The organism is Micromonospora sp. NPDC047620 (assembly GCF_043205005.1).
Lineage (GTDB): Bacteria > Actinomycetota > Actinomycetes > Mycobacteriales > Micromonosporaceae > Micromonospora.
The window spans coordinates 39,291-57,656 of the sequence record NZ_JBIDDG010000029.1 but is presented as its reverse complement, the minus strand read 5'-3'; the positions used below and the strand labels follow the sequence as shown (position 1 = coordinate 57,656).

19 protein-coding genes are annotated in these 18,366 nt (G+C 74.3%); 3 read left to right on the top strand and 16 right to left on the bottom strand.

Annotated elements, in window-relative coordinates; translation table 11 throughout:
• Window positions 1-153: 153 nt before the first annotated feature.
• Complete coding sequence (locus tag ACGF5C_RS27675; RefSeq protein WP_393306229.1) at window positions 154-699, bottom strand: hypothetical protein; 546 nt, start codon at window positions 697-699, stop codon at window positions 154-156.
• Between the two features lie 109 nt (window positions 700-808).
• Between ACGF5C_RS27675 and ACGF5C_RS27670 the strand changes: the two genes are divergently transcribed.
• Both ACGF5C_RS27670 and ACGF5C_RS27665 read left to right on the top strand, forming a co-directional pair.
• Window positions 809-2,041: a GNAT family N-acetyltransferase gene (locus tag ACGF5C_RS27670; protein WP_393306227.1), complete on the top strand. Its 1,233-nt coding sequence runs from the start codon at window positions 809-811 to the stop codon at window positions 2,039-2,041.
• 61 nt (window positions 2,042-2,102) lie between these two features.
• The gene (locus ACGF5C_RS27665; protein WP_357695680.1) at window positions 2,103-2,426 is read left to right on the top strand and encodes a hypothetical protein; all 324 of its coding nucleotides are present in this window, start codon (window positions 2,103-2,105) and stop codon (window positions 2,424-2,426) included.
• 153 nt (window positions 2,427-2,579) lie between these two features.
• On the opposite strand, the gene ACGF5C_RS27660 is transcribed toward ACGF5C_RS27665, so the two are convergent.
• The 4 genes from ACGF5C_RS27660 to ACGF5C_RS27645 form a co-directional block, all read right to left on the bottom strand.
• Window positions 2,580-3,047 carry a ribose-5-phosphate isomerase gene (locus ACGF5C_RS27660; protein WP_350708454.1) on the bottom strand — a complete coding sequence of 156 codons (468 nt, stop codon included), beginning with the start codon at window positions 3,045-3,047 and terminating at the stop codon, window positions 2,580-2,582.
• A gap of 71 nt (window positions 3,048-3,118) precedes the next feature.
• On the bottom strand, window positions 3,119-4,318 hold the full coding sequence (locus ACGF5C_RS27655; RefSeq protein ID WP_363707279.1) for a DUF1015 family protein: 1,200 nt from the start codon (window positions 4,316-4,318) through the stop codon (window positions 3,119-3,121).
• Window positions 4,319-4,506: 188 nt separating this feature from the next.
• Entirely contained in the window at window positions 4,507-4,980 is a 474-nt protein-coding gene (locus tag ACGF5C_RS27650; protein WP_393306224.1) for a hypothetical protein, read from the bottom strand.
• Between the two features lie 271 nt (window positions 4,981-5,251).
• Complete coding sequence (locus tag ACGF5C_RS27645) at window positions 5,252-5,875, bottom strand: DsbA family protein (protein WP_393306222.1); 624 nt, start codon at window positions 5,873-5,875, stop codon at window positions 5,252-5,254.
• A 211-nt stretch (window positions 5,876-6,086) separates the two neighbouring features.
• Here ACGF5C_RS27645 and pepN point away from each other — a divergent pair, with 211 nt between their 5' ends.
• Entirely contained in the window at window positions 6,087-8,636 is a 2,550-nt protein-coding gene (gene pepN / locus ACGF5C_RS27640) for an aminopeptidase N (RefSeq protein ID WP_393306220.1), read from the top strand.
• A 132-nt stretch (window positions 8,637-8,768) separates the two neighbouring features.
• On the opposite strand, the gene ACGF5C_RS27635 is transcribed toward pepN, so the two are convergent.
• From ACGF5C_RS27635 to ACGF5C_RS27585, 11 genes are all read right to left on the bottom strand, one after another.
• Window positions 8,769-9,176, bottom strand: coding sequence for a DUF5130 family protein (locus ACGF5C_RS27635; protein WP_357695667.1), 408 nt, complete (start codon window positions 9,174-9,176; stop codon window positions 8,769-8,771).
• Complete coding sequence (locus ACGF5C_RS27630) at window positions 9,163-9,450, bottom strand: hypothetical protein (protein ID WP_350684434.1); 288 nt, start codon at window positions 9,448-9,450, stop codon at window positions 9,163-9,165. The genes ACGF5C_RS27635 and ACGF5C_RS27630 overlap by 14 nt, the downstream gene beginning before the upstream one ends.
• 73 nt (window positions 9,451-9,523) lie before the next feature.
• A complete protein-coding gene (locus ACGF5C_RS27625) occupies window positions 9,524-10,987 on the bottom strand; it encodes an amidase (RefSeq protein ID WP_393306218.1) in 1,464 nt (487 codons plus the stop codon).
• A 137-nt stretch (window positions 10,988-11,124) separates the two neighbouring features.
• Window positions 11,125-12,168, bottom strand: a complete 1,044-nt coding sequence (locus ACGF5C_RS27620) for an amidohydrolase family protein (protein WP_393306217.1) — start codon at window positions 12,166-12,168, stop codon at window positions 11,125-11,127.
• Window positions 12,168-12,692 carry a 3-hydroxyanthranilate 3,4-dioxygenase gene (locus ACGF5C_RS27615; protein WP_350708470.1) on the bottom strand — a complete coding sequence of 175 codons (525 nt, stop codon included), beginning with the start codon at window positions 12,690-12,692 and terminating at the stop codon, window positions 12,168-12,170. Before ACGF5C_RS27615 ends, ACGF5C_RS27620 begins: the two co-directional genes overlap by 1 nt.
• The gene (locus tag ACGF5C_RS27610; RefSeq protein ID WP_393306215.1) at window positions 12,689-13,123 is read right to left on the bottom strand and encodes a RidA family protein; all 435 of its coding nucleotides are present in this window, start codon (window positions 13,121-13,123) and stop codon (window positions 12,689-12,691) included. The genes ACGF5C_RS27615 and ACGF5C_RS27610 overlap by 4 nt, the downstream gene beginning before the upstream one ends.
• Before the next feature lie 124 nt (window positions 13,124-13,247).
• A complete protein-coding gene (locus tag ACGF5C_RS27605) occupies window positions 13,248-14,021 on the bottom strand; it encodes a 2-keto-4-pentenoate hydratase (RefSeq protein WP_393306214.1) in 774 nt (257 codons plus the stop codon).
• A gap of 55 nt (window positions 14,022-14,076) precedes the next feature.
• The gene (gene dmpG / locus ACGF5C_RS27600; RefSeq protein WP_393306213.1) at window positions 14,077-15,135 is read right to left on the bottom strand and encodes a 4-hydroxy-2-oxovalerate aldolase; all 1,059 of its coding nucleotides are present in this window, start codon (window positions 15,133-15,135) and stop codon (window positions 14,077-14,079) included.
• Window positions 15,132-16,088 (bottom strand): acetaldehyde dehydrogenase (acetylating), encoded by a 957-nt coding sequence (locus tag ACGF5C_RS27595; RefSeq protein WP_393306211.1) that lies wholly within the window; start codon window positions 16,086-16,088, stop codon window positions 15,132-15,134. The genes dmpG and ACGF5C_RS27595 overlap by 4 nt, the downstream gene beginning before the upstream one ends.
• Window positions 16,085-16,882: a 2-keto-4-pentenoate hydratase gene (locus tag ACGF5C_RS27590; RefSeq protein WP_393306209.1), complete on the bottom strand. Its 798-nt coding sequence runs from the start codon at window positions 16,880-16,882 to the stop codon at window positions 16,085-16,087. The genes ACGF5C_RS27595 and ACGF5C_RS27590 overlap by 4 nt, the downstream gene beginning before the upstream one ends.
• Window positions 16,879-18,360: a 2-hydroxymuconic semialdehyde dehydrogenase gene (locus ACGF5C_RS27585; protein ID WP_393306286.1), complete on the bottom strand. Its 1,482-nt coding sequence runs from the start codon at window positions 18,358-18,360 to the stop codon at window positions 16,879-16,881. Before ACGF5C_RS27585 ends, ACGF5C_RS27590 begins: the two co-directional genes overlap by 4 nt.
• Window positions 18,361-18,366: the final 6 nt, after the last annotated feature.

The window sequence follows — 18,366 nt, the reverse complement described above, 5'->3', positions numbered from 1 at the left end:
AGCGGCCGACCTGGTGGAGTGGAGAACGACCGGGGTCGCGACACCCGCGACCGGGCGCGCGGGCGGGCGGCGGACGCCGACCCGCCCGGGCGTGCGGTCAGTCCCGGAGTGATGCGGTTTCTCCGGTCAGGCCCGTTGATGCCCGCTGTCCGGTCAGTTCCCGCTGATCCAGTTCCAGGCCGACACGACCCACTCGGTCTGCTGCAGGTAGGCGATGCCGAGGCCGGCCAGGAAGACCGCCGTGACCAGGTGCGCCCCGCGCGCGCTGCGGCGCACCCGGCCCAGCTGCCGCTCCAGCACCACGCGGCCGAGCAGCCGGGCCAGCGCGAAGAGACCGGCCGCCACCAGCAGGCTCAGCACGAAGATCAGCAGCGGCCCGGCCAGGTCGCCGCCGCCCGAGATCGCCCAGATCCCCCAGCAGACGAACGCGAAGAGCGCCCCGGCGGCGCTCCACTCGCCGCCGCGCTTGAGCTGCGCGACGTGCCAGCTCAGCGGGCGCCGCGGCGCCGGCCCGTCGGGCCAGCCCGTGCCGGTCGGCTCCTGCCCGACCACGGGGAACGGTTCGGTGCGCGGAGCCCGGGGCTGCCCGACCGAGGCCACCCCCCGCCGGTACGCGTCGCGCTGCGGCGGCACCCCGACACCGGGCTGCGGCGGCACCTCGACGGTCCGCTCGGCCCACGGCTGTGTCTGGTCGGCCATCTCGTCCCTCCCCTGGACCGACGGCGACCACCGGCCACCGTCCGGCTTCGAGGGTAGCCAGCCGACAAATGGGTCGCCGAGCCCGCACCGATCGGCTAGACACGGCGGGGTGACGAAACCCCCACTTGCGGTCGGGACCGCCCGAGCCGATGACTTCGACGAGCTGGCCCGGCTGCTCGGCCACCTCTTCCACGCCCCGCCCGACCCCGAAACGCACGAGATCGAGCGGGCGCTCTTCGAGCCCGAGCGCACGCTGCTGGTCCGGGACGGCGGCGAGGCGGTGGCGACCGCACGGGCGTTCACCCGGGAACTCACCGTGCCGGGCGCGCGGGTGCCGGCCGCCCACGTCAGCGGGGTGGGCGTCGCACCCACCCACCGACGCCGGGGACTGCTCACCCAGCTCATGGTGCGACAGCTGCGGCAGGTGCGCGACGAGGGCCGGGAACCGGTGGCGGTGCTGTGGGCCAGCGAGGGCGGGATCTACCCGCGCTTCGGCTACGGCCTGGCCGCCCAGCGGCTCTCCGTCCAGTGCGCCACCGTCGCGCTGCGGATGCCGGACCCGACGCCCACGCAGGGCCGGCTGCGCCTGGCCGCGCCTGCCGACTGCCGGGCCGAGCTGGCCCGGGTGTACGACCGGGTGCGCCCCGAGCGCCCCGGCTGGTCCAGCCGCGACGAGGCGTGGTGGCGGTACGTGCTGAGCGACCAGGCCGACCGGCGGGGCGGCGCCACCGAGCGCCGGGCGGTGCTGCACGAGGGGCCGGACGGCGTGGACGGCTACGGGCTCTTCCGTACGCGCGCGAACTGGGAGAGCACCGGGCCGAACGGGATCACCACGGTCGACGAGGTGGTGGCCGCCACCCCGGCGGCGTACGCGGCGATGTGGCGGATGCTGCTCTCGCTCGACCTGACCGGGCAGCTCTCCTTCGGGGCGGGTGCGGTGGACGAGCCGCTGCTGCGGCTGGTCAACGAGCCGCGCCGGCTGGGCGCGCAACTGATCGACGCGCTCTGGCTGCGGGTGGTGGACGTGCCCGCCGCGCTCGCCGCCCGCCGGTACGCGACCGGGATGGACGTGGTGATCGAGGTCACCGACGAGCTGATCCCGGAGAACGCCGGCCGCTGGCACCTGAGCGGCGGGCCGGAGCGGGCCGGGTGCGCGCCGACGGACCGGCCGGCCGAGCTGGCCTGCGACGTGCGCTGCCTCGGCGAGCTGTACCTGGGTGGCGCCGGGCTGGCCGCGCTCGCCGCCGCCGGCCGGGTACGCGAGCTGCGCCCCGGCGCGTTGGCCGCCGTGGGTCCGGCCTTCGGCTGGCACCGGGCTCCCGCCGGCATGGACGTGTTCTGACCACCCGGCCGCCGGCGCGGGCGGGCCGGCGGCGGTGGGCCTCGGGCGGTACGGTCGGCTGATGGGGGACGTGGAGCGACGGCGCCGCCGGCTACGGCACTCGGGCGGCGACCCGGGCGCGCCCGAGGGGCCGCAGGCCACGACCCCGGGCGTGCACGACGGCGGCGCCGAGCCCTCGCGCGGTCGCCGGGGCGGCCCGGGCGACGAGGGGGAGCGCGGCCTGCGCGGCCTGGTCGGCTCCGGCTCGTCCCAGGTGAGCGTGACGGCCGCGATGCGGGCCCGCGACGCCGCCCAGCCGACCGACGAGGACCTGGCCGCCGCCGAGGAACGCGTGGTGGTCATCCGCCGGAACTGGACGCCCCGCGAGGACCTTCCCCGCCGCTGACGCCGAACCGCGACTGACGCCGACCCACGCCGCCCGCTCCCGCCCGGCGATCCTGGTACGGAGGCGACCCCACAGGGCCGCTCCGCACCAGGATCCGGGACAGGCACCGTCAGGTGCGCTCGGCAGGGACGGCGCGGGGTGGGAGGCGGCGGGTCAGGGAAGGGCGGGCAGTTGGCGGGTGCGCTCGTAGTCGGCCATCTGGCCGATCCGGCGGGCGTGCCGCTCGTTGCCGGAGAACGGAGTGGTCAGGAACGCCTCGACGATGGCCGTCGCCTCGTCCAGGGTGTGCTGGCGCGCGCCGACCGCGACGATGTTCGCGTCGTTGTGCTCGCGGGCGAGCTGGGCGGTCTCGATGCTCCAGGCGAGGGCCGCCCGGACCCCGGTCACCTTGTTCGCGGCGATCTGCTCGCCGTTGCCGGAGCCGCCGATGACCACCCCGAGGCTGCCGGCGTCCGCCACCACCCGGTCACCGGTGTGCAGGCAGAAGGCCGGGTAGTCGTCGTCCGGGTCGTAGGCGTGCGGGCCGACGTCGACGACGTCGTACCCCTCCTTGGTCAGGTGGTTGACCAGGTGCACCTTCAGCTCGAAACCGGCGTGGTCGGATCCCAGGTAGACGCGCATACCGCGCAGTCTGTCAGGGCGCGCGCCCGGGACGCCGCGCGGGCGGCGCCCCGGGGCGGATTCGTCACAACTCAGCGGGACAGCTCGGCGACCACCAGGCCACCGCGCGCCTTCGGGGTGAACCAGGTGCTCTTGCGCGGCATCTTCTCCCGCGCCAGGTTGACGGCCACGAAGTCGTCCACGGTCACCGGGGCGATCAGGACGGCCAGCTCGGCCCGACCCGCGTCGACCTCTCCGGTCAGCCAGCTCGCCGGATAGTCGCCGCCGACGTAGGTGATCCGCTTGTCGCCCGGGTCGAGCCCGAGGGCGTCGCGCAGCAGCAGCCGCTCGACCAGCGCGTGGTCCAGGTTCTCCAGCCGGCCGCCGCCCACCTGCGGCAGGGTGACGGCGTACCCCCGGTCGGGGAGGCGGAGGTGGACGGTGCCGCCGGCCGCCGGGACCTCGACCGGTCCGTCGATCGGGGTGACCTCCGCGCCGGCGGCGCGGAGCCGGTCGAGCAGCTCGTCGGCGGTGGTGGTCAGCTCGCTGACCAGCCGGTTGTAGGGCTGGATCGCCACCGACGCCGGCGTCGTGATCACCGACAGGAAGCGCGGCAGCCCGCCGGTCTGCGCGGCCAGGCTGCGGTGGTTGCCGTCGGCCACGACCAGCTCCCCGCCGCCCGCGAGCGCGGTCAGCTCGTCCTGCTGGGGGCCGGGGCCGAGCAGCCAGATGGCGTGGGTGCGCCCGGCCTGGTCGGTGTCGGTCGCCGCGGGCGCCCCGGCCGCGTCGGTCGCCGCCGCGAGCGCGGCGTGCAGCTCGTCGCCGCGCCCGGTCTGCAGCAGCAGTACGGGCGAGAGGAGGTGACCCAGCGCCTCGGCCAGCGCCACCCGCTCCCGCACCTTGGCGATGAAGACGTCCTCGTTGCGGATGACCAGACCGGGCTCGTCGGCCCGGGTGGAGATCTGGTCGGTGTCGGTCATGGCCCAGAGCCCGTAGGCCGTCTCCTCCCCCGGCGCGCTGATCCGGTAGAGGACCACGACCTGCTCGGCCGGGGTGTAGCTGCCGTCGGCCTTGGCCTCGGCGAGGCGGGTCACCGCGTCCGGCAGGGCGTCGAGGAAGGACTTCCCCAGGCTCTCCGGCGCCCGGTGCGGCATCTCGATGCCGAGGGCACTGTGCGGGTTCGCCTCGATGATCGCGGTGATCTCCGCGTCGTCGGCGAACTCGTCGTAGTTCTGCGCGCCGGTGCCGCCAGTGGTGATCCAGGCCCGGGCGATCGGATGCACGACCGTCATGTGCGACCACGCTACCGGCGACGCGACTGCCGGCGCGGCGGGACCCGCGCGGCGTCCACCAGATGAAAGAGCGGCCGTGCCGGGGCCGCCGGATTCGGGTGGCGCGGCGGGCACGTCGCCGGCAGGCGGTGCCGCCGCCCGAGGCGGCGGCCACGCCGCCGGCAGGCCGTGTCCCCGCCCGCCGGTGGCTACTTCGCCGGCAGGCGGTGCCGGCCGGCCGACGCGGGAGCGCCCGCCGGTCGCCGGCCCGACCCGCCCGGCGCGGCGGGCACGATCGTCCGCGGCCCGACCACCGGCGCCGACCGCTGCTCGGCCGGCACGTTGCGCCGCTGTTCCGCCGGGACGTTGCGTCGCTGTTCCGCCGGGACGTTGCGTCGCTGCTCCGCCGGGACGTTGCGTCGCTGCTCGGCCGGCGGGCCGAGCCGGTGGTCGGCGGGCGCGTTCCGCCGGTGCTCGGCCGGCGGGGTGAGCCGGGAGGTGGCCGGCACGCGGGCGACGCCGACCACGATCGGCGGGGCGAGCAGGTCCACCATGTGTGCGGGAAGATCGGGGCGGACCGCTGGCCAGCGGGAGTCGTCGACCGACCAGTACGCCGCCTCCGGGCCCTCGGTCACCTCCTCCCCGGTCAGCGGATCGTCACCGGAAGCACGGTGCTTGGCCATCGGGATTGCCTCCACGAGCTGCGGGGTGCGGCCCTGCGGGTCGCTGCGGCGGACACCGAAGAGAACGAGTCCGCCGGCCCCCCGGTGACGCCGCGGACCGCGGCCCGCCGGGCCGCGGCTTCGCCAGGCCGCGGCGTGCACGGCGGCAGCACGCACGGCGGCACCCGGCGGCAGCACGCACGGCGGCACCCGGTGCCCGACCGGCGGCATCCGGGCCCGCGAGCCGTGCGCCCGGTCCGGCCGGCGCACGGCTCGCGGCCGCCGTGGAGGGTCAGTCGAAGATGGGGCCGAGCTCGCGGGAGCGCTTGAGCTCGTAGAAGCCCGGAGTGCCGGCGACCAGCAGGACGCCGTCCCAGAGCCGACCCGCCGCCTCACCCTTCGGGCGCGGGGTGACCACCGGACCGAAGAAGGCGACCATGCCGCCGTCCGGGCCGGGCGCGTGGATCACCGGGGTGCCGACGTCGGTGCCGACCGGGCGCATGCCGGCCTCGTGGCTGGCCCGCAGCGCCTCGTCGTAACCGGCGCTCTCGGCGGCCTCGGCCAGCTCCGGGTCGAGCCCGGCGTCGGCCAGCGCGGCCGCGAACAGCTCCGGCGAGAGCTTCTCCTGCCCGAGGTGGATCCGGGTGCCCAGCGCGGTGTAGAGCTTCCGGACGGCCTCCTGGCCGTACCGCTGCTCGGCCGCGATGCAGACCCGCACCGGGCCCCAGCCCGTGCGCATCAGCTCCTGGTACTTCTCGGGCACCTCCCGGCCCTCGTTCAGCACCGACAGGCTCATCACGTGGAAGCGGACGTCCACGTCCCGCACCTGCTCGACCTCCAACAGCCAGCGGGAGGTGATCCACGCCCACGGGCAGATGGGGTCGAACCACATGTCTACGGCGACACGCTCGCTCACGGTGGGTCCCTTCACGACAGGTGGCGCCGGCCTCCGGCGCCTTCCCCGATCTTCACCCCGGCGGCCATCGACCGACACCGGAATGAGAGCGTGACCTCGCCCACCGCGGGGTGTTCGTGCATGGAAGACTCGAATCCGGCCGTCACGAGCGGTCGGTGACGGCGCCAACGAGGCGTACGGCGAGACGGGATGGAGACGAACAGTGCCGGGAGTGCGCAACCTGACGCAGGTCGAGGCCACCGAGCGGGCCCGCCTGCTCGACGTGACCGGGTACGACATCAGTCTGGACCTCTCGACCGCCGTCCAGGCGGCCGAAGGTCGCACCTTCCGATCCACCACCGAGATCCGGTTCCGGTGCACCGAGCCGGGGTCGAGCACCTTCATCGAGGTGGCCGCCGACTCGGTGCGGTCGGCGACGCTGAACGGCGCCCCGGTCGACCTCGGCGGCTGGTCGGCGGAGAAGGGTCTGACGCTGTCCGGGCTGGGCAGCGAGAACACGCTGGTGGTCGACGCGGACTTCGCGTACTCGAACAGCGGGCAGGGCCTGCACCGCACGGTCGACCCGGTCGACGGCGAGACCTACCTCTACAGCCAGTTCGAGACGGCGGACGCGCAGCGGGTCTTCGCCTGCTTCGACCAGCCCGACCTGAAGAGCGTCTACACCTGGCGCGCCACCGTCCCGGACCACTGGAAGGTGGTCTCGAACATGCCGGCGGAGCGCGAGGAGCCGGCGGGCGAGGGCCTCAAGACGGTGCACTTCGCCACCTCCGTGCGGATGAGCACCTACATCACCGCGCTCTGCGCCGGGCCGTACCACGAGGTGCGGGACAGCCACGACGGCATCGACCTGGGCGCGTACTGCCGCGCCTCCATGGCGCAGTACATGGACTCGGACGACCTCTTCCTGATCACCAAGCAGGGCTTCGACTTCTTCCACGAGCAGTTCGGCGTCCGCTACCCGCTGCCCAAGTACGACCAGCTCTGGGTGCCCGACTTCAACGCCGGCGCGATGGAGAACTTCGGCTGCGTCACGCACGCCGAGGCGCACTACATCTTCCGCTCGCAGGTGACCGACTTCGAGTACGAGCAGCGGGCCAACACGATCCTGCACGAGCTGGCCCACATGTGGTTCGGCGACCTGGTCACCATGCGCTGGTGGAACGACCTGTGGCTGAACGAGTCGTTCGCCGAGTGGGCCAGCCACTGGTGCAACACCCACGCGACCCGGTTCCGCGAGGCGTGGACGACCTTCCTCTCCATCCGCAAGAACTGGGGCTACCGGCAGGACCAGCTCTCCTCCACCCACCCGGTCTACTGTGAGATGCCGGACCTGGAGGCCGTCGAGGTCAACTTCGACGGGATCACCTACGCCAAGGGCGCCAGCGTGCTCAAGCAGCTGGTCGCGTACGTGGGCGAGGAGCCGTTCCTGGCCGGTCTGCGGGCGTACTTCGGCAAGCACGCGTGGGGCAACGCCACCTTCGACGACCTGCTCTCCGAGCTGGAGACCGCCTCCGGCCGGGAGCTGCGCAAGTTCGCCGCGCAGTGGCTGGAGACCGCGCAGGTCAACACGCTGCGGCCGGAGGTGACCATCGGCGCGGACGGCGCCTACGAGAACGTCGTGGTGCGCCAGGAGGCGCCGGCCGGGCACCCGACGCTGCGCACGCACCGGATCGGGGTCGGCCTCTACGACCTGACCGACGGCCGGCTGGTCCGCCGCGAGCGCATCGAGGTGGACGTGACCGGCGAGCGGACGGAGCTGACCGAGCTGCGCGGCGTGCGCGCCGCCGACGTACTGCTGCTCAACGACGACGACCTCACCTACACCAAGCTGCGGCTGGACGAGCGGTCGATGGCCACCGTGGTGCAGCACATCGCCGGGCTCGAGTCGTCGCTGGCCCGCGCGCTCTGCTGGACGGCCGCCTGGGACATGACCCGGGACGCCGAGTTGGCCGCCCGCGACTACGTGGCGCTGGTGCTGGCCGGGCTGCCCGCCGAGACCGACATCAACCTGGTCACCGCGACGCTGCGGCAGGCCACCACGACGCTCACCGTCTACGCCGACCCGGCCTGGGCGCCGACCGGCTGGGCGGAGCTGGCCCGCACCGCCCGCACCGCGCTGGCCGCCGCCGAGCCGGGCAGCGGCTTCCAGCTCGCCTGGGCCCGGGCGTACGCCTCGGCGGCCCGCTCCGCCGAGGACCTGGCGACCCTGCGCGGCTGGCTGGCCGGCAGCGGCGTCCCCGCCGGGCTGACCGTCGACACCGAGCTGCGCTGGACGGTGCTGGACGCGCTGGTCGCCAACGGGGCGGCCGGCCCCGCCGAGATCGAGGCCGAGCTGGCCACCGACCGGACGGCCAGCGGCGACCGGGAGGCGGCGCACGCGCACGCGCTGGTCCCGACGGCGGAGAACAAGGCCGCCGTCTGGGCGGAGCTGACCGGGCCGGAGGCGCTGCCGAACTGGCGACACCGGGCGCTGCTGCAGGGCTTCACCCACGCGGCGCAGGTCGAGCTGACCGCGCCGTACCGGGAGAAGTACTTCGCCGCGGTGGGCCAGGTGTGGGCCAGCCGGGACAGCGAGCCGGCGCAGGAGTTCGCGCAGCTGGCGTACCCGACGTACCTGGTGGAGGACGAGACCGTGGCGGCGACCGACGCGTGGCTGGCCGCCGACGGGCACCCCGCCCCGCTGCGCCGGCTGGTCGCCGAGGGCCGCGACGGCGTCGTCCGGGCCCTCAGGGCCCGCGCCAGGGACGCCCGGAGCGCCTGAGCAGTCCGACGGGCCGGGGCCGGCGTGGGGAGACCCGCGCCGGCCCCGGCCCGTGTCGTGCGGGTCCCGGAACCGCTCACGACGAAGCCCGGTCCGCACTGGCGGACCGGGCTTCGGTGTGAACGGGGGCGCTCAGCCCTTGCCGGCGTGGCTGGCGAGCTGGTCGAGGCCGTTGATGATGCCGCCGGCCAGGTCGCCGCCGCCGAAGGCCGCCACCATGGACAGGGCGGCGAGCCGGGCGTACGTGTCCGGGATGCGCTTGCGGGCGTGCCGGCCGGTGACGATCTCCAGCTGACGCTGGTTGGGCGACACCGCGATCAGCACCGACCGGTCCGGCTCGGCGAGCTGGCGGTGCAGCCGCTCGGCGTGCTGCCGGATCGGCTCGTCGAGGCCGCCGACGAACACCGAGAAGACCAGGCCGGTGCCCTGGTCGGCCAGGCGCAGGGCCTCGTCGATGCGCAGCAGCTGGCGGGTCGTGAACGGCCCGTCCAGCACCTCGGGCGGATTCCCCGTCCCGACCTGCTTCTCACCAACGGTCACTTGCGCCTCCGGTTCCACCGGCCGGCGCCTCGATGCCGGCCTGCTCCTGCTTGCGGCTGGTCAGCGCCGGCGCCTGCGCGCCCGCTGCCAGGGCGGTGCCGGCCGAGTCGGCCAGCTGCTCCGGACGGCCCAGGAACCAGACCGGAGTGAAGTCGAAGGGCCGGCCCGGCCGGTAGCGCTTGTCGCCGCCACCGCCGCCACCACGGCTACCGGCGTACGCCAGGCCGGCGATCACCAGCACCGCGGCCGCCGGGATGCCGACGAAGACCAGCAACGTCTCGGTTACAGACAATCCCAACGCCCCCAGGCGGAAGAAGAGACCTCGAACATCCGGGTCGGGTGGACGATCATGGTGCCGACCGCCCGACTCCGCTGCCATTCACGTTAGCGGAGCCGACGGCCCGCCAAATTGCGGGGTGGCGTTCCCATCCGCCACTGGAGTTCTCCAGTTGCGCAGCGGTGGCGACCAACCTCGCGTCGTCGCCGTACCGGCCGGTGAGCAGAACGCCCACGGGCAGCCCTTCGGCGGTGACGCCGACCGGCAGCGAAACCGACGGATCGCCGGTGACGTTGAAGACGGCGCAGTACGGCGAGAACCGGCGTTGCCGGTCGAAATCCTCCGCCGGGTCGCCGCCCTCGGCGAACCAGCCCACCGGGGCCTGGGGCGCGGCGAGCGTCGGGCAGAGCAGCAGGTCACACCCGGCGGTGCGCCGGACACCGAGGCGCACCTGCGCCTGGAGCTCGCCGAGCGTGGCGGTGAGGGTGCCGGCGGAGACCTCCGCGCCCCGGGCGCGCAGGTGGCGGGTCAGCGGCAGCAGGTCGACCTCCCGCTCCGGCGGCACGGGCGCGAGCGCCAGCACGTACCAGACGATCTCGAACAGCGGCCACACCGCGGGCCCGAGCGGCGCGGGGACGTCGACCACCTCGTGGCCGGCGGCGGTGAGCAGCGCGGCGGCCCGGTCCACGGCGGCGACGCAGTCGGGGTGGACCGGTTCGTCGGCGAGCATCGGGGCGGTGAACCGGCCCACCCGCAGCCGACCGGGCTCCGCCGCCCGGGCCGCGGCGAGGAAGCCGCCGGCCGGTGGGGCGGGCGCCAGGTAGGGCTCGCCGGGCACCGGCTGGGCCAGCACGTCGAGCAGCGCCGCCACGTCGGCGACCGTCCGCCCGACCGGCCCGTTGGTCGGCAGGCCGTAGGCGCCGAACCCGACGGGGCCGCCGGGGACCAGGCCCCGGCTCGGCTTGTAGCCGACCAGCCCGCACAGCGACGCCGGGATGCGCAGCGAGCCGCCGCCGTCGGAGCCCTGGGCGACGGGCACCAGCCCGGCCGCGACGGCCGCCGCCGCCCCGCCGCTGGAGCCCCCGGCGGTGTACGCCAGGTCCCACGGGTTGCGGGCCGGCGGGGCGACCAGCCCCTCGGAGTAGAGCGAGCAGCCCAGCTCGGAGGTGGTGGTCTTGCCCAGGCTGACCAGCCCGGCCGCGCGCATGAACCGGACCACGTCGGCGTCGACGGGCGGCACGAAGTCGGCGAACGCGGCCGAGCCGAAGGTGGTGCGCACCCCGGCGGTGAGGGTGAGGTCCTTGATCGCCGTCGGCACGCCGTGCAGCGGGCCGCGTTCCCCGGCGGGCGCGGCGTCGGCGGCGCGGGCCGCCGCGCGGGCCAGCTCCGGGGTGACCGTGACGAACGCACCGACCGTGTCGCCGAGCGCGTCGACCCGGGTGAGGTGGTGCTCGACCAGCTCGACGCTGGACAGCTCGCCGCGGGCGATCGCGGCGGCCTGCTCCAGCGCGGTCAGGTCGTGCGGCTCGGCCATCCCGTCATCCTCCCGGTTCTGTCGGCCATCGCCAGCACGACACGAGGGGTCAGGACAAAGTGCCCGCTGGCGCCACCCACTCGCTCCGGGGTCCCCCGACCTCGGTCATGAGGTCGAAGTCGCGGTCCACAGCAGGTTTACATACCGACCTTGCCGAGGAAGTGCAGCGCGTTGCCGCCGAGCAGTTTGGCGCGCTGGTCGTCGGTGAGGAAGTCCGCCTCGCGCACCACCCGCCCGACCGGCCGCTCCCCCAGCGGGTACGGGTAGTCGCTGCCGAGCAGCACCCGGTCGGCGCCCATCGTGTCGACCAGCAGCCGCAGCGCCGGCCCGGAGAAGACGACCGAGTCGACGCGGAACCGGTCGACGTAGGAGCTGGGCGGGGCGGCGGAGGACCCGCGTACCAGGTCGCCCCGGCGGTGCCAGGCGTTGTCGGCGCGGCCCAGCCAGAACGGGAAGCTGCCGCCGCCGTGGGCGAAGCAGATCCGCAGCGTGTCGGGCACCTTGTCGAAGACGCCGCCGAGGATCAGCGCCAGCACCGACAGGTGCGTCTCGGCGGGCATGCCGGTGAGCCAGCGCGCCATCCAGCGGTCCAGCCGGGGGCCGCCCGGCATGTCCCACGGGTGCACGAAGACCGGCGCGCCGACCTCGGCGCAGTGGGTCAGGAACTGCACGATCCCGGCGTCGTCGAGGTCGCGGTCGCCGACGTGGTTGCCGATCTCCACGCCCGCGTGCCCGGCCGCGAGGCAGCGGTCCAGCTCCGCACAGGCGGCGTCCGGGTCCTGCAACGGCACCTGGCAGAACGGCACCAGCCGGTCGCCGCCGGCGGCCGTGACCTCCAGGGTGAGGTCGTTGAAGATCCGCGCGACCTTCGCGGCCTGGTCGGCGGGGCGGTCGTAACCGAAGAAGACCGGGGTGGGCGAGACGACCTGCACGTCGACGCCGTCCGCCGCCATGTCGCCGAGCCGCGTCGGCGCGTCCCAGCACTCCGCGCCGACCGGCCGGAACTCCGTCTCCCCCACCATGATCATGGCGGCGCGCTCGGAGTCGACCCGCAGCCAGGGCCAGCCGGACCCGCCGCAGGCGGCGGCCAGGTCCGGCCACCCCCTCGGTACGACGTGCGTGTGCACGTCGACCACCGGAAACCGCGCCTGCCCCGGCAGGCCCTCGACGGGAACCGCCATCAGCCCTTGCCCGGGTGCAGCGCGCCGCAGTTGTCGCAGGTGCGCGCCTTCTCGTCGGCGTAGAACGCCTGGAAGACCGGGGGCAGGTCGGCGGCGATGTCGCGGACCTGCAACTCGACCTCGTGCACCTTGTGGCTGCACTCCGGGCAGTACCACTGGAACCTCTCCAGCGTGCCCTCCTCGCGGACCCGCTCGATGACCATCCCGATCGAGCCGGCCTCCGGCCGCTGCGGCGAGTGCGGCGTGTTGCGCGGCAGCATCCACATCTGGCCCTCGCGGATGTGCACCGTCCGCGGCCCCTCCGGGGTCATCAGGTTGACGTGCATGTTGCCCTTGACCTGGTAGAAGAACTCCTCGTACGGGTCGACGTGGAAGTCGGTGCGCTGGTTGGGCCCGCCCACCACCATGACGATGAAGTCGTCGCTGCCCGGCAACATCTCCTTGTTGCCCACCGGCGGCTTGAGCAGGTGCTGGTTCTCGGCAATCCAGCCCGGAAAGCTGAACGGCTCGGCGATCTCACTCACGACGACTGACCTCCTTGCGGGAGCACGGCCACGGCCTGGATCTCGATCAGCAAATGCGGGTGGGGCAACTGGTGCACCGCCACCGTGGTGCGGGTCGGGCCGGTCGCGTCGAAGAACTCCGCCCAGACCTCGTTGTAGCCACCGAAGTCGTTCATGTTGACCAGGTAGGTGGTGACCTGCACGAGGTCGGACAGGTCCGCGCCGACCGAGCGCAGCAGGTCCCGGATGTTCTCGATCACCGCCCGGGTCTGCACCCGGATGTCGAGGTTGGTGGTGCCGAACTCGTCCACCTCGACGCCGGCGAAGGTGTTGTCCGGCCGCCGCGACGACGTACCGGAGACGAAGACGAACCCGTTCGCCACCTTGACGTGCGGAAACGCCCCCCGCGGCACGGCCTTCCCGGCCACCACGCGCGCCTCGCCACCGGTCATGACCCACCACCTGGCAGGGACGCGAGAGCAGCGACCGGGACGGGGTTCCGGGCAGCCCGCCCGGCGCAGGGATCAAGCCTGACCTCCCGGAGCCGGGTGGGCCGCCCGGGGCCCCCGACGCCGATCACGACGAAGCCCGCAGCGACGCCGTGCCGAGCTTCTCCACCACGGCCCGGACGTGCGCCCCCGGCCGCAGCGGCACCGCGGCGGTGGCCGCGCCGGCCAGGAACACCCAGCCCTCGCGGAGGCGCACCCCGTGCCGCCCCGCGAGGCGGATCCCCTCGTCCAACGCCCGGCGCGGGTCACCGAGGATCGCCGCGGTCGAGCCGACCTGGGCCACCCGCCCGTCGACCTCCAGCAGCACGCCCAGGTTGTCCAGCCCGTCCGGCACCGGGCACCACGGCCCGACCACGAACGCGGCGGCCGACGCGTTGTCGGCGACCACGTCCGGCAGCGAGAAGGTGAAGTTCGCGTACCGGGAGTCGATCAGCTCGATCGCCGGGGCGACCGCCCGGACCGCGTCGGTGAAGTCGCCGACCGGCTCGCCGGGCTCGGGGAGCCGGTCCAGCAGGAACGCCACCTCCGGCTCGGCCCGGGGATGGATGTAGTCGCCGACCTCGACCGTGCCGCCGTCGGGCACCCGCATCGTGTCGGTGAGCCGGCCCCAGATCACCTCGTCCACGCCGACCTGGGCCATCTTGGCCTTGCTGGTCAGGCCCATCTTCAGCCCGACCAGCCGCTCGCCCCGGTCCAGCCGGCGCTGCAGCAGCGCGGTCTGCACCGCGTACGCGGCGTCGACGTCCAGGCCGGCCTCGGCCGCCAGTTGCGGGATCGCGGTGGCGCTGTCGGCCGCCCCGCCCAACCGCTCGGCGATCCCCGCCGTGTCGGGCCCGATCACCGTGCCACCTTCGTTCGCGACTGCGGGGCTCGCAAAACCGGCTCACTCCTCGTGCTCACAGCGATTCCTCCTTGCCGGCGAGGTCCAGCGCCACGTCCACGATCATGTCCTCCTGTCCGCCGACCATCCGGCGCCGGCCCAGCTCGACCAGGATCGACCGGACGTCCACGCCGTACTTGTCCGAGGCCCGCTCGGCGTGCCGCAGGAAGCTGGAGTAGACCCCGGCGTACCCCAGCGAGAGCGTCTCCCGGTCGACCTGCACGGGCCGGTCCTGCAGCGGCCGGACGACGTCGTCGGCGGCGTCCATCAGCGCGAAGACGTCGCAGCCGTGCTTCCAGCCGTGCAGCTCGGCGACGGCGACGAAGACCTCCAGCGGCGCGTTGCCGGCGCCGGCGCCCTGCCCGGCCAGCGAGGCGTCCACCCGCACCGTCCGGCCGTGTGGCGCGCCGAGCGGGCCGTCGCCGAGGATCCGCCCGTGCTCGACCGCGACCACGCTGTTGGCCACCCCGAGCGACAGGTTGTGGTGGGCGTGGATGCCGATCTGCGTCGCCGGCTCCAGCACCTGCCGGTACGCGTCGACCCGCTCGGCCACGTCGGACATCAGCAGCCGGCCACCGGAGTCGGTGACGTAGACGCAGTACGCCCCGTACGACTCCATCAGTTTGGCCTGGGCGGCGAGCCCCGCCGGATCGTTCATGTGCGACATCATCAGGAAGCCGGAGACGTCCATGCCGTTCTCGCGGGCCCAGGAGATGTGCTGGGCGGAGATGTCCGCCTCGGTGCAGTGGGTGGCGATCCGCACGCTGGTCACCCCGAGCGCCTTCGCCGCCCTCAGGTCGGCGATGGTGCCGATGCCGGGCAGCAGCAGGGTGGTCAGCTTCGCGGTCGTCAGCACCTCGGCCGCCGCCGAGATCCACTCGGCGTCGCTGGCCGCGCCGTGGCCGTAGTTGACGCTGGAGCCGGCGAGCCCGTCGCCGTGCGCCACCTCGATGGCGGCCACCCCGGCCGCGTCGAGCGCGGCGGCGATGGTGCGCACCTGGTCGACGGTGTAGCGGTGGGCGATGGCGTGCATGCCGTCGCGCAGCGTCACGTCCTGGATGTACAGGTCGGTCATGCGGTCACCTCCACGGCGGCGTCGCGGTCGGTCACCGCCGCGCGCAGGGCCACCAGCCGCTCCGCGGTGCGCAGCGCGGCCGAGGTCATGATGTCCAGGTTCCCGGCGTACGCCGGCAGGTAGTGCCCGGCGCCGGAGACCTCCAGGAAGACGGAGGCCTGCAACCCGGTCAGGTGCCGACCCAGCGACGGCACGTACGTGTCGACCCGGTCGAACTGCACGTCCTGCTTGAGCCGGTAGCCGGGGACGTACTCCTGGACGGTCGCCACCATCTGCGCCACCGAGGCGGCGATCGCTGCCCGGTCGGCGTCGGCGTCCGGGCAGAGGCAGTAGACCGTGTCCCGCATCAGCAGCGGCGGGTCGGCCGGGTTGAGCACGATGATCGCCTTGCCGCGCTCGGCGCCGCCGACCACCTCGATCGCCCGGGCGGTGGTCTCGGTGAACTCGTCGATGTTCGCCCGGGTGCCCGGCCCCGCCGACTTCGAGGCGATCGAGGCGACAATCTCCCCGTACGCGACCGGGGTGACCCGGCCGACGGCGGCGACGATCGGCACGGTGGCCTGCCCGCCGCAGGTCACCATGTTGACGTTGCGTTCGTGCAGGTGCTCGTCGAGGTTGACCGGGGGCACGACGTACGGGCCGATGGCGGCGGGGGTCAGGTCGACCACGGTGCGGCCGTGCCCCCGCAGCACCGCGTCGTTGTGCCGGTGCGCGCCGGCCGAGGTGGCGTCGAAGACCAGCTCGACGTCGGCGAACTCGGGCATCGCGACCAGCCCGTCGACCCCCTCGGCGGTGGTCGCCACGCCGAGGCGCCGGGCCCGGGCCAGGCCGTCGGAGGCCGGGTCGATGCCGGCCATCGCCACCATCCGGAGACCGTCACTGAGCCGAAGTACCTTGATCATCAGATCGGTGCCGATGTTGCCCGACCCGATCACCGCCACCCCGACAGTCATGCCGCCCCCTCCGACGACGAGAAACACGTCCGGACCGAGCCGAGGCCGGAGACCCGCGCCTCGTACGCCGCGCCCGGGGTCACCGGCACCATCGGGCCGAGCGCCCCGGAGAGCACCACGTCGCCCGCGCGCAGCGGATCGCCGGAGCGGGCCAGCGTCTGCGCCAGCCACTCCAGCGCGTGCAGCGGGTTGCCCAGGCAGGCCGCGCCCGCGCCGACCGACACCGGCTCCCCGGCGTGTTCGAGGACCATCCCGCACAGCCGCAGGTCCATGTCGGCGAGGCGGCGCGGCGTTGTGCCCAGCACGAAGAGGCCGCTGGAGGCGTTGTCGGCGACGGTGTCCACGATGGAGATGTCCCAGCCGGCGACCCGCGAGTCGACGATCTCGATCGCCGGCAGCACGTGGTCGACCGCCCGGACCAGGTCCGCCGTGGTGACCCGCTCGTCGGGCAGGTCCGCGCCGAGCACGAAGGCGACCTCCGCCTCCACCCGGGGCTGGAGCAGCCGGTCGATCGCCACCTCGGCCCCGTCCGGCACCGCCATCGCGTCGGTCAGCACGCCGAAGTCCGGCTGGTAGACGCCCAAGCCCTCCTGCACCGCCCGCGAGGTCAGCCCGATCTTCGCGCCGACCCGGCGGTGGCCCCGCTGCAACCACTGCCGCACCTGGAGCTGCTGTACGAGGTACGCCGAGGTGACGTCCCCCTCGGGCAGCAGCCGCCCGCGCAGCGGCGGGCAGGGTTTGCCGCTCTCCCGCGCCTCGACCAGTTCCCGGGCCGCGGCTTCGTAATCCGTCATGTCAGGTCCACGCAGACGTTGGTGAGTTCGGAGTAGAAGTCGAGCGAGTGCACGCCGCCCTCGCGCCCGATCCCGGACGCCTTCACCCCGCCGAACGGGGTGCGCAGGTCGCGCAGGAACCAGGTGTTCACCCAGACGATGCCGGCGTCGAGCCGGGCCCCGGCCCGGTGCGCCCGCCCGACGTCCCGCGTCCAGACCGTCGCCGCCAGGCCGTACTCGGTGCCGTTGGCCAGCGCGTACGCCTCGTCCTCGTCGTCGAACGGGGCGACGTGCACCACCGGGCCGAAGATCTCCTCGGTGTTGGTGCGGGCGTCCGGGCCCAGCCCGGTCAGCACCGTCGGCTGCACGTACGCGCCGCCGTCGCGGGCGTCGCCGAAGGCCGGCGTGCCGCCCCCGGCCAGCACCTCGGCGCCCTCGGCGCGGGCGAGGTCGTAGTGGCCGAGCACCTTGGCGCGGTGCTGGTGCGAGATCAACGGCATGTTGACGGTGGCCTCGTCGGCCGGCCAGCCGTACGGCAGCTCCCCGGCCCGCTTCGCGAGCCGGGCGGTGAACTCCTCGAACACCGGGCGCTGCACGTAGATCCGCTCGGTGCAGAGGCAGACCTGCCCGCCGTTGGTGAAGCTGGAACGCACCGAGCCGGCCACCGCCGCGTCGAGGTCGGCGTCGGCGAAGACCAGCCCGGCGTTCTTGCCGCCCAGCTCGAAGGAGACCGCCTTCACGCCGTCGGCGGCGGCCCGCATGATCGCGCCGCCGGTGGCCGACTCGCCGGTGAAGGTGATCGCGTCGACCCCCGGGTGGCGGGTGAGGAACTCCCCGGCCGAGTCCGGGCCGAAGCCGTGCACGAGGTTGAACACCCCGTCCGGCACCCCGGCGGCGGCCATCACCTCGGCGAGCAGGGTCGCCGACGCGGGAGTCTCCTCGCTGGGCTTCACCACCACCGCGTTGCCGCAGGCCAGGGCCGGGGCGACCTTCCAGGTGAGCAGCAGCAGCGGCAGGTTCCACGGCACGATCACCGCGACCACGCCGACCGGCTTGCGGACCGCGTAGTTCAGCGCCCGGCCGCCGGTCGGGGTGACCGTGGTGAAGGACTCGGTCGGCGCGGTCGCCACGATCTCGGCGAAGGCGCGGAAGTTCGCCGCGCCGCGCGGGATGTCCAGGGTGCGGGCCTGCGAGATGGCCTTGCCGGTGTCGGCGACCTCGGTGGTGACCAGGTCGTCGAAGCGGCGCTCCAGCTCGTCGGCGACCCGGCGGAGCACCTCGGCCCGCTCCCGCTCCCCCATCCGGCCCCACGGCCCGCGCAGCGCCGCCCGCGCCGCGGCGACGGCGTCGTCCACGCGCGCCCGGTCGGCCTCCACGACCTCGAAGACCGGCTCGCCGGTGACCGGGCTGCGCTTGGTGAACCGCCGCCCGGCGTCGACGAACTCGCCGCCGACGAAGTTGCGCAGCAGACCCGGACCGTCGGGCGCCCGCCCGGTCATCAGCCG